Consider the following 11275-nt stretch of genomic DNA (forward strand, 5'->3'; position numbering starts at 1 on the left):
AAAAAGTTGAACATGGCGTTTATCTAGGTTCTGTGAACCAATTTTTTTACAAGCTTAATTAAAGAAAGGGCAACACAGTTTGTTATGTCTACTCAAAAACCAAAGATTAAGTAGATTCGTTACAAATTAATCAAGGATACGCTCATACTGAAACTTTAATTCTGCTAACTTGTAATCAATCTTCATGAATTGACCGCTTTTAGGACAGAGTGAATCGGTTAAGCACTTTTCACCTCTCCTGAAAGGGGAGAGGTCGTGTTGTGAAAACAACACGGGTAAGTGGGATAGGGAGAAGTTTCTTGTTTTATTTTAAATTATTGTTGACTTTCACGTTGTTGTATGATTTTTAATCTTTGTTGCTTATAGATAAGATACTAAATAATCAATTATGGGGTGGAAAATGTTAAATAAGAAATCTAAGCTATCTATTGGCATGGGGATGTTATGTCTTTTGATCACTCAAAGCATGGCGTATTCACTAGATAGTAGTAAAACGATGGATAAGCAAAGTAACCAGAACGTAAATCATCAGCGTGTTTTGGTTAGCTCAGCGCTTCATTATAATGGCAATGGTAATATGTCCACAGATAATAAAGGGGCAAGCTTTAGCTATAATGCGGCGAATGCGCTAACACAAGTGAGCCTCGCCTCAGGTGCTAAAGAAAGTGAGTATTACTACGCCAATGGTCTGCGCGCTGTAGCGCAAAGTAATACTCAAGTACTTGTGCATTATTATTCACGCCATAATCAACTATTAAACACAAGCGATGGTGCGCAGCAGTCATCCGCGTATTTAATCGCGAATAATGTTAACGCTAGGAGTGTTAATGGTGATGCAACTGTGCTGCTACACAATCGTCACGGTTCGGTCATTGGTCAGTTGGGTGATAAGTCACAGTTTTATCAATATAGTGTCTATGGGGTGCAGAGGACGGAAGACGGAGGACGGAGGACGGACAGTGGCAGTGGTATATTAGATCTTGCGATTAATCCGCTTCGATATTCCGGTTATATGTTTGATCCATTGACTGGTTTATATTATCTCAAAGCACGTGATTATGATCCAAACTTAAGAAGCTTTATCCAAGTTGATAGTTATGCTTTTAATAACTACGGATTAATTAATGGTTATTACTATAGCAATAACAACTCAGTAATGGGTGTTGATTCAAGTGGGCATGTTGCGTTACCTGATATCCCTTGGGAAGAAGTACACAGTTATGTGCAAGATAGCAAATTGGATGACCTTAGAAGCAAAGGTGTTAAGCTAGGGGGTGGACAGTATGGTGTGGCCTATAAAGTTAGTATTATGGGAGAGAGTGGAGAAACAACCTTTGTTTTTAAATATTTATCCATTTCAGGTGAGGGGCAAAGAAACCCAAAAGATTTAAATGAGTCAATTATGGAACGTCATGCTAGGGTACTTAATTCAACTAATCAATATTTAAACGGAGATAATAATTTTGCTAGCTTTGCAACAACAAAAGATGGGGTGGATTTACAATTGACTAAGTATATAGATCCAAATATAACTAAAAAACAAACGGATCCTGAGGAGGTTGTTGAGAAGCTTAAAGATTATACTCATTGTTTAGTAGATTGTGCAAGTCCAGGTAACTTTTTTAAGTTAACTACTGGTGAATTATATGTTGTGGATGCGGATCAATTGATTATGCGACCACCTTATGACGAAGAACTAGCAAGTCCATACTCAAGTCAGACAGGTAAAAATATAGAAAATTCGTTTTCGATACTACTGTCAGGAGCAGATGAAATACCAGCAAATGTGCATGATTTTTTTAAGGATAAGCCTCATCTAATAGAAGGGAAAAAAGAATCTACGCTAATGTTTGGTAATGATTCAACTTCCTCTGATAGTTCGGTTTCTGGTTATTTTTCTTTTGATCTTGATGTAGAAGCTTTGGAATGTGAGAGTAGTTCTGATGAGGGGTAAAAAAAATATATAATCGGTTTAATAATTGCTCAGATGTACATTGTTCCTTCTGTAGAACACCGACTCTTCAGCCAATCATCCGAGGTGGCGTGATACCTATACAAGTATGATTCCTGATGAATCGTTGCATTCAACTTATGGTATCTAATAAGCACTTTTCACCTCTCCCCTTGCGGGTGAGGGGGTAGGAAGAAACTTTTTGGTTTGTTCCAAATTATTGTTGACTTTCACGTTGTTGTATGATTCTTAATCTTTGCTGCTTATAGATAAGATACTAAATAATCAATTATGGGGTGGAAAATGTTAAATAGGAAATCTAAGCTATGTATTGGCATGGGGATGTTATGTCTTTTGATCACTCAAATCATGGCGTATTCACTAGATAGTAGTAAAACGATGGATAAGCAAAGTAACCAGAACGTAAATCATCAGCGTGTTTTGGTTAGCTCAGCGCTTCATTATAATGGCAATGGTAATATGTCCACAGATAATAAAGGGGCAAGCTTTAGCTATAATGCGGCGAATGCGCTAACACAAGTGAGCCTCGCCTCAGGTGCTAAAGAAAGTGAGTATTACTACGCCAATGGTCTGCGCGCTGTAGCGCAAAGTAATACTCAAGTACTTGTGCATTATTATTCACGCCATAATCAACTATTAAACACAAGCGATGGTGCGCAGCAGTCATCCGCGTATTTAATCGCGAATAATGTGGCAGTCAGGAGTGTTAATGGCAATGTAACCGTGCTGTTACACAATCGTCACGGTTCGGTGATTGGTCAGTTGGGTGATAAGTCACAGTTTTATCAATATAGTGTGTATGGGGTTCAGAGGACAGAAGACGGAGGACAGAAGACGGACAATGGCAGTGGATTATTAGATCTTGCGATTAATCCGCTTCGATATTCCGGTTATATGTTTGATCCATTGACTGGTTTATATTATTTAAAAGCACGTGATTATGATCCACATTTAAGAAGCTTTATCCAAGCCGATAGCTATGCTTTTAATAACCAAGGATTAATCAATGGATATTACTATAGCAATAATAACCCAGTAATGGGGATTGATCCTAGTGGGCATGCGCCTCTCCCTGATATTGATTGGGGTGAGGTGCAACACTTTTTGCAAGCTAAAGACATAGCGGACATTACTGAGGGAGCAATGCATTTAGGGGGCGGAGCGTATGGTGATGCCTACAAAGTTCATTATCTTCAAGGAAGTCAGGATTTTGTGGTTAAGATATATAAGGAAAAAGGGTTGCAACGTAAGCTATCCTTGATAAAAGAATATCCAGAAAGTCCAGCTCAAAGGGATGCAAGGGTGTTAAATAGAATAAATGCTGAATTAAATGGAGATGATAAATTTGCCTCGACAATACGGCTATCTGATGGAAACGACTATTTGGTGTCAAAATATGTGGAACCTACCAAGGTGGCTACTCTTAAGGAGGAGTTAAAAAAGACGATTGGATTAAAAATAACCAGCTATGTTATCTTGGATTATGGTGTTGATGGAAATATAACGCTTACCAAAGAGAGAAGTAATAAAAAGGGTTTGCGTTATGTACCATATATTTTAGATGCCGATCATGCCGTTATGAAAATGAAGAATCAACGCTCTGTCTCTCCTATATCAAAGAAATTGGTGAATTCATTAGGGATACTAGTCGCCAAGGAAAGTTTGTTGAAAGAAATTCAAGAACACATTGGTAGTGAGCCTGATTCAATTAATGGTAGTGAGCCTGATTCAATTAATGGTAGTGAGCCTTCAACTTATGGTGACCCAACTACAAATAATGAAGATAATACTTCTTCCTCAAATAATGTGCTTTAGGGTATGTAATCTTTTCATGAAGTAATAAATAATCAATTATGGGGTAAAAAATGTTAAATAATAAATCTAAGCTATGTATTGGCATGGGGATGTCATGTCTTTTAATCACTCAAAGCATGGCGTATTCACTAGATAGTGTGAAATCAATGGATAAGCAAAGTAACCAGAACGTAAATCATCAGCGAGTTTTGGTTAGCTCAGCGCTTCATTATAATGCCAATGGCAATATGTCTACGGATAATCAAGGGGCAAGCTTTAGCTATAATGCGGCGAATGCGCTAACACAAGTGAGCCTCGCCTCAGGTGCTAAAGAAAGTGATTATTACTACGCCAACGGTCTGCGTGCTGTAGCGCAAAGTAATACTCAAGTACTTGTGCATTACTATTCACGCCATAATCAACTGTTGAATTCAAGCGACGGTGCGCAGCAGTCATCCGCGTATTTAATAGCGAATAATGTGGCGGTGAGAAGTGTTAATGGTGATGCAACTGTGCTGTTACATAATCGTCATGGTTCGGTGATTGCTCAGTTTGGTGATATGCCACAGTTTTATCAATATGACGTCTATGGGGTGCGGAAGACGGAAGACGGAGTTCAGAGGACGGAAAATGGCAGTGGATCATTAGATCTTGCGATTAATCCGCTTCGATATTCCGGTTATATGTTTGACCCATTGACTGGTTTATATTATTTAAAAGCACGTGATTATGATCCATATTTAAGAAGCTTTATCCAAGTTGATAGTTATGCTTTTAATAACTACGGATTAATTAATGGTTATTACTATAGCAATAATAACCCAGTAATGGGTATTGATCCAAGTGGGCATGCGCCTCTCCCTGATATTGATTGGGATGAGGTGCAACAGTTCTTGCAAGGTAAATCCAAAGAATGGATTGAGAAAGAAGGAGAGCACTTAGGGGGCGGAGTGTATGGTAACGCCTACAGGGTTACTTTACCTGAAAAAGGTCAAGATTTTGTGATTAAGATATATTATCCAAAGAGACTGGAAGAAAAGAAAAGATATTTGCAGGAGTTTGGAGACAGCCCTACAGAAAGTCCAGCTCAAAGGGATGCAAGGGTGTTAAATAAAATAAATGTTAAATTAAATGGTGATGATAAATTTGCCTCGACAATACGGCTATCTGATGGCAACGACTATTTGCTGTCAAAATATGTGAAAGATGCTAGCGAGCAATTAGAAGTTAAAGATCTTAGGGAGATTGCACTAGAACAAACTGATTATGCTATATATGATCGAACTGCCGATAATATTAAACTGGTTAGTGATGGTATAGGTTTTGTGCCATACGTTCTCGATGTTGATCAGGCTGTTGCCAAGCCTAATCCTATGCGTCCCTCTTCCCCTATAAGTAAGGTTTGGAGGAATGTTTTTTCAAATCCAGATAACAAAGCTATTATTGCAAATAGTCAACCAGATTTTTTAGAGAAAATCGATATTCAGACACTTTATAGCGTGCCTGAAACTAATTTATTAACGCCCCAGGAGAATAAAGACAAAACCATCTCTTATGACTTGTCGGATGAGGAGGAAATATAAGATCAATAAGGATTGTTCTACTGCTTGTATGAGCGTAAAAATAAATGTATTTACTTTAAAGTGTGCAGTCAAAACTGAGCATTTTTCTAAAAAAACCTTTAAGCCTAACGTTACGTAATACAATATATTTTATCCTTACATTCGCTTGTGGCGAAAGATAATTAATCCAAAGTATCTTAAGGAGGATAAATAATATGGAATTTTTAAAGTTAGGAATTGTGATTACAGGATGTTGTTTAGGTAGTATACCCTTGATTGGTAAGGCGGCTTATAAAGCTGATCATGTTATGTCTATGGCAGAACTTACTACCCCTAATACCCACATATTCAATAATCAAACTGTTTTTAACACTCCACATCAAGGCTATAGCATTAATAGTGTTGCAAATACGCAGTTTGCCAATGATGGAGGTATGGTGGGTTGTGGGACAAGTTACCCATTGATGCAGGCTATTTATAAAACAGCAGGTACAGCAAAAAACTATGCTAAAAATTATATTGCCTTAAATGTATTTTCAAATTTAATGGGTTATAATCCTCAAGCACCTTATTGGAGCTCAAGCTCAGGAGAAGGTAATGTTAAAGGATATGTGACGTTTAAAAAGGGTGCAAATGGTTACCCTTATAGACACTATTATCGCATTATTCCTGCATTGTATCCATCATATTTAGGTTTATATAACAATGGCTTAAACTGTGGACGATGGTTAGAGGTGAACACCAGCGAACAAACATGTAATGGTGCCAGTGGTAATACAGTAGGGTTTGCAAGCAAGGCTTGTCAAAACAAACCCGCAACAGAATATCAAAATCAGCATTTTTATGGTTATGTCTTTGATAGTTGTGAAGATAATAATGGTTGGTGTCGAGATGATACAGCACATATCGATATTAACTCTGCGATAATCCATCAAAACTACTTTTTAAGCTGGCACTTTGCAAAAAACCCATACTATAGTGACCAAAGTGTGCCAAGCAGCTTGCACGATGTATGGTTAGCGTGGTATGGCGTTGCAACAAAGTGGTGGTCTTACTTAACTGTTGCTAATACCCCAAATGGTTTAGGCATGATGCAGTATAATATCGGCGCTATAGATAAACCAGTTTGGGTCGATTCACATTTTATGGGGGGCGGTAATGATTTGTATTGGTCAAGTGGCTCAAGTAATGGTCAATTATGGAAAGTTGAACCTATAAATACATTGACACGTGCAGAACCATCGGATGATCCAAGTTATGAGGTGCGTTTTTTTGGCACGGATGGCTATCCCATTAATGGTGGGAAAAGGTATATCTTTAAACTGAAGGACAGTATGGAAAGTGGCGAAAAAATAGGATCAAACTACACTTTATTTTATAAAGGGGAAGCAGGTGATGGTTCAAGTGTCGTTAATCCACCGCTAGGAAATGCAAGTTTAACGTTATCTTTTGAGCATCTACCAAAAGAGCTCTCTCTTAGTGCACTGAAGCCCGTTATAATATCTCAAGAAGGTTATTCTTATCAGCCTGTTAACTGTAGTGTCAATAGCTGTATATTTGATCATATTCCACAGGGAGAATACCGTCTGTATGCCTACTATGCTAAAGAAGATTTAGATAAACTAAACACATCAGCATTAGCGCAAGTGACTGTGAATCAAGCGGGGCTTTTTACGGATAAAGCAAACTTACCTATCAATGCGCAACACTGGGATTATACTGTGCTTTATAGTGGTGAAGTAAAGCTGCCAATGACAATTAAATCAAACCAACAAATAAAAACAATTAATGCAAATCTACAAGCGTGGTTTACACCTGTTGCAGGTCAGGCAGATATTTCAGCATCAACACAGGGGTGTTTTTTGCATACTTATTTTGATAAAAATCAAACTTATACAGAATGTAAAATATATTTCACCGTGCATAGTAAAACAGGATTTAATACTGATAATATTTACCAAGCTGCATTTAACATTTCGTTGCCAAGTATTGTTGGTACGACAGATCAAGCTTATGTATTAACACAACAAAAGGAAAATGCAGCACCAATCGTTGAAGTGAAAGCGAATGAAAAGACCATACTTCAGCAGTCAATTGAATATAGTACGTCAAGTTTGACAAGTCGTAGTGTCATGCTGTGGTTAGACTCAAACTCAAGCCCTTCTTGCATTAACAATCTAAAGCGAGTAGATGTTAAAATCGGTAATGATAGCTACTATTTAACAGCTAAAGATCTAGGGACTCCAAAAGTGGTTAATATGACAGATAGCCTAGGAAAAGAATTATCCGTGAGTGCGCTGCCTGAATTATCAAACAAAGAGAATTGCATTGCCAGCGTTGGTTATAAATCCTTTACAGTAGGTGATGATTTAGTGGAGGCAGTCAAACTGAGCAAAAGTGCAGGTGCTTATGTACCTCCCAGTCCGCCGACACCGCCAAAACCACCAAAAGGTAAATCAAGTTGTCAAGCAACTATCCTAAAGCAGATGTTTACAGGGGGGTGTAACGTTACTTTTAATATTCGTAATACAGGTAAATATAATATTGTTTTGCCGCAGCGTATTCATTTGCTGTGGAATTATCTAGATCAAACAGATAAACCTTGGACAGGTAGTGTTACGATAGATCATGGCAACGTGAATTGGTTGTTACCTAGTTATATTACCCCGATCGCTTCAGGTGCAATAATTGATGGTAAAAGTCAAGGCTTGGGTATAACTATTCATGACTTAGAATCTTGCCATCAGTTACAGCAGCCGTTGATTACGTGCAAAATTCAATGAGTTTTTCTTGATCATTGTGCTTTATATTGCAAAGTGATTTCGTATAGTTATAAATCTTAAAATTATTCTTGACTGTGACTTTGGTTTATAGTTTTAAATTAAATTACAATTGATTGAATAATTGGTAAAAAATGTTTATAAATAAATCTAAGCTATGTATTGGCATGGGGATGTCATGTCTTTTGATCACTCAAAGCATGGCGTATTCACTAGATAGTAGTAAAGCGATGGATAAGCAAAGTAACCAAAACGTAAATCATCAGCGTGTTCTGGTTAGCTCAGCGATTCATTATAATGCCAATGGCAATATATCTATGGATAATCAAGGGGCAAGCTTTAGCTATAATGTGGCGAATGCGCTAACACAAGTCAGTCTCACCGCAGGTGCTAAAGAAAGTGATTATTACTACGCCAATGGTCTGCGTGCTGTAGCACAAAGTAATACTCAAGTACTTGTGCATTATTATTCACGCCATAATGAGCTGTTGAATTCAAGCGATGGTGCACAGCAATCATCCGCGTATTTAATCGCGAATAATGTGGCAGTCAGGAGTGTTAATGGTAATGCAACTGTGCTGTTACACAATCGTCATGGTTCGGTGATTGCTCAGTTGGGTGATAAGTCACAGTTTTATCAGTATAGTGTGTATGGGGTTCAGAAGACAGAGGACAGAGGACGGAAGACGGACAGTGGCACATTAGATCTTGCGATTAATCCGCTGCGATATTCCAGTTATATGTTTGATCCATTGACTGGTTTGTATTATCTCAAAGCACGTGACTATGATCCACATTTAAGAAGCTTTATCCAAGCCGATAGCTATGCTTTTAATAACTACGGATTAATTAATGGTTATTTCTATGGTAATAACAATCCAGTAATGGGGATTGATCCAAGTGGGCATGTATCTGAAGTTTTGACGAAGTCAGAACCTATAGTTGAGCGACGAATAGCTGTTGATTTAGATGAGACGCTTCTTGTGGCTAATGACAAGACTGAGGCAGAGTATTATCTAAACTATTACAAGTTATATGATGGCTTAAAAAGTCGAGTAGTAGATTTTAAAAAGAGTGCAGAGCAGGCTTATGCTAAGTACCAAAAGTCTTCTGAGAAGCTCAATCAACTTCTTGCTAAAGGCAAAGAGAATGGGTTTACAGCGTCAAAGTTTGTAGAGTTTGCTTCTGAAGATTCCTCTGGGAAGATGGAGATATTTTTGAATGAAGACAGGGTTAAAATGCTAGCACAAATACAGAAGGAAAATAAGGATCTAAAAATAGATGTTATAACGATGGGACTGTACACGAAAGAGAGTGTTACAGAGATTCTTGAGAAATATGAAGTGACAGTATCAGAGTTCTATAATCGTGCAGATATGACACATATTCTTGGAAGAACGCCTGAATATAAAGGTAATTTTATAAATCTACTTGGCGAGGAGAGCATTGGCGATACTAGCAGAAGATATCTGTTAATTGATGACCGGCAAGGCAATTTCATAGGTATGAAGCAGCAACATCAGCAGTTTTACACAACTATGGATGTGGCGTGGACAAAAGAGGATATAGCGCAAAGAGTAGAAAAACTACTCCAATAGGTGGGATTTACATCTAATATTGTTTGGTTAGATTAGGATAGAATACTGCTTGATATACATACAATTAAAACTTAAATAGTATAATATTCAACCTGTCTGGAAGCAGATGTTGTGCTGAAAACAGTCATTGCCGAGTTTGCCTCTGCAAACAGTCTTAGAAAAATACATAGGAATTATTGAAAGCTATTGTGTATTGCTCTTATGTTTAATAGAGTGGTCATGCCAAATACCATGATAACAGCTATGCCTAACATGTGTTTTCTATTCTTTAATGTTTGTTGATAATATTGGTGAAAGGATAGAATTGATTGTTTCATCTCACGTTGTGTTTCAATGGAGGCTTTTAAATAATTGTTAGCAACGGCTAGTTTTTCTGATCTCTTATTTAAAATACGATGCCCTGATTTAAATTGAGCTTTCTCCTTATCTGACATCTCTAACTTATTAAAATTGACATCATCTGCTAAGTTTATACCGGCCCACATTAATTGCTTTTTTGTGGGAAGATTCCTTATAAACTGTGAAATAAAATCACTAAAGTTTTTAAACATATCATGTGTTAAAGAGGCAACTGCATGATCAACCGCCATTTTACATGCTAAATTAATCCGCCTATAGAACTGAAGTCCCTCAACATTTCTATTGTAAAAGCTAAACAGATGATCCATTAATGCATATTGATGATCCATTAATGCATATTCAGGTAATGGCCTAGGTGCTTTCTTCTCTTGTTCTGCTGCAGTGTCTTTTTGAGAATCCATATTTAATAATGGCGTATGCTCATCTATAGCAGGAATATCCATATGCCCACTTGGATCAATCCCCATTAATGGATTGTTGTTACCATAGAAATAACCATTAATTAATCCTTGGTTATTAAAAGCATAGCTATCGGCTTGGATAAAGCTTCTTAAATGTGGGTTATAATCACGTGCTTTGAGATAATATAAACCAGTCAATGGATCAAACATATAACCGGAATATCGAAGGGGATTCATCGCAAGATCTAATGTGCCACTGCCACTGTCCGTCCTCTGTCCTCCGTCTTCCGTCCTCTGAACCCCATAGACGCTATATTGATAAAACTGTGACTTATCACCCAACTGAGCAATGACTGAACCATGACGATTGTGTAACAGCACGGTTGCATCACCATTAACACTCCTGACTGCCACATTATTCGCGATTAAATACGCAGACGAATGTTGTGTACCATCGCTTGTATTCAACAGCGCATTATTGCGTGAATAATAATGCACCAGTACCTTGGTGTTATTTTGCGCCACGGCACGTAGACCGTTGGCGTAGTAATAATTGCTTTCTTTAGAGCCTGTCTGTGAAACCACTTGTACTAATTGATTAACAGAATTATATGTATAGCAATCACCATCATCAATAAGATTACCGTTAACGTCTCTGTACACGAAGAAAAATTTGCAAATTGCTGCTTGAAGCGTTATTTTTTCTTGATTTGCACACCATGAAAAAGCACCTCAAACAGCTGACAAATAGTTTAAAGGAAATTTTTAACTGGCACAAATCAAGATTAGATTGTTTTGCTAATCTTCT

Annotated in this window: 6 protein-coding genes; 5 read left to right on the forward strand and 1 reads right to left on the reverse strand. The window is 37.6% G+C overall.

Features of this window, described 5'->3' with window-relative positions:
* The first annotated feature begins 400 nt into the window (after positions 1 to 400).
* The 5 genes from DNK85_RS09370 (at position 401) to DNK85_RS09390 (ending at position 9706) form a co-directional block, all read left to right on the forward strand.
* The gene (locus tag DNK85_RS09370; RefSeq protein ID WP_162896653.1) at positions 401 to 1954 is read left to right on the forward strand and encodes an RHS repeat-associated core domain-containing protein; all 1554 of its coding nucleotides are present in this window, start codon (positions 401 to 403) and stop codon (positions 1952 to 1954) included.
* Between the two features lie 300 nt (positions 1955 to 2254).
* Positions 2255 to 3787: an RHS repeat-associated core domain-containing protein gene (locus tag DNK85_RS09375; RefSeq protein WP_162896654.1), complete on the forward strand. Its 1533-nt coding sequence runs from the start codon at positions 2255 to 2257 to the stop codon at positions 3785 to 3787.
* 50 nt (positions 3788 to 3837) lie between these two features.
* Positions 3838 to 5349, forward strand: coding sequence for an RHS repeat domain-containing protein (locus tag DNK85_RS09380; RefSeq protein WP_119329313.1), 1512 nt, complete (start codon positions 3838 to 3840; stop codon positions 5347 to 5349).
* Between the two features lie 194 nt (positions 5350 to 5543).
* Positions 5544 to 8111: a hypothetical protein gene (locus tag DNK85_RS09385; protein ID WP_119329314.1), complete on the forward strand. Its 2568-nt coding sequence runs from the start codon at positions 5544 to 5546 to the stop codon at positions 8109 to 8111.
* A 131-nt stretch (positions 8112 to 8242) separates the two neighbouring features.
* Positions 8243 to 9706 (forward strand): RHS repeat-associated core domain-containing protein, encoded by a 1464-nt coding sequence (locus DNK85_RS09390; protein ID WP_119329315.1) that lies wholly within the window; start codon positions 8243 to 8245, stop codon positions 9704 to 9706.
* Between the two features lie 173 nt (positions 9707 to 9879).
* Here DNK85_RS09390 and DNK85_RS09395 read toward each other — a convergent pair whose 3' ends face one another.
* Positions 9880 to 11130 (reverse strand): RHS repeat domain-containing protein, encoded by a 1251-nt coding sequence (locus tag DNK85_RS09395; protein WP_162896655.1) that lies wholly within the window; start codon positions 11128 to 11130, stop codon positions 9880 to 9882.
* Positions 11131 to 11275: the final 145 nt, after the last annotated feature.

Origin of the sequence: Cysteiniphilum halobium (genome assembly GCF_003574425.1) — a bacterium.
Taxonomy (GTDB): domain Bacteria; phylum Pseudomonadota; class Gammaproteobacteria; order Francisellales; family Francisellaceae; genus Caedibacter; species Caedibacter halobius.

What these genes read in the sequence shown, in the direction of transcription:
- DNK85_RS09390 (WP_119329315.1), top strand. Translation starts at nt 8,243, where the DNA reads ATGTTTATAAATAAATCTAAGCTATGTATTGGCATGGGGATGTCATGT.
- DNK85_RS09380 (WP_119329313.1), top strand. Translation starts at nt 3,838, where the DNA reads ATGTTAAATAATAAATCTAAGCTATGTATTGGCATGGGGATGTCATGT.
- DNK85_RS09375 (WP_162896654.1), top strand. Translation starts at nt 2,255, where the DNA reads ATGTTAAATAGGAAATCTAAGCTATGTATTGGCATGGGGATGTTATGT.
- DNK85_RS09370 (WP_162896653.1), top strand. Translation starts at nt 401, where the DNA reads ATGTTAAATAAGAAATCTAAGCTATCTATTGGCATGGGGATGTTATGT.
- DNK85_RS09385 (WP_119329314.1), top strand. Translation starts at nt 5,544, where the DNA reads ATGGAATTTTTAAAGTTAGGAATTGTGATTACAGGATGTTGTTTAGGT.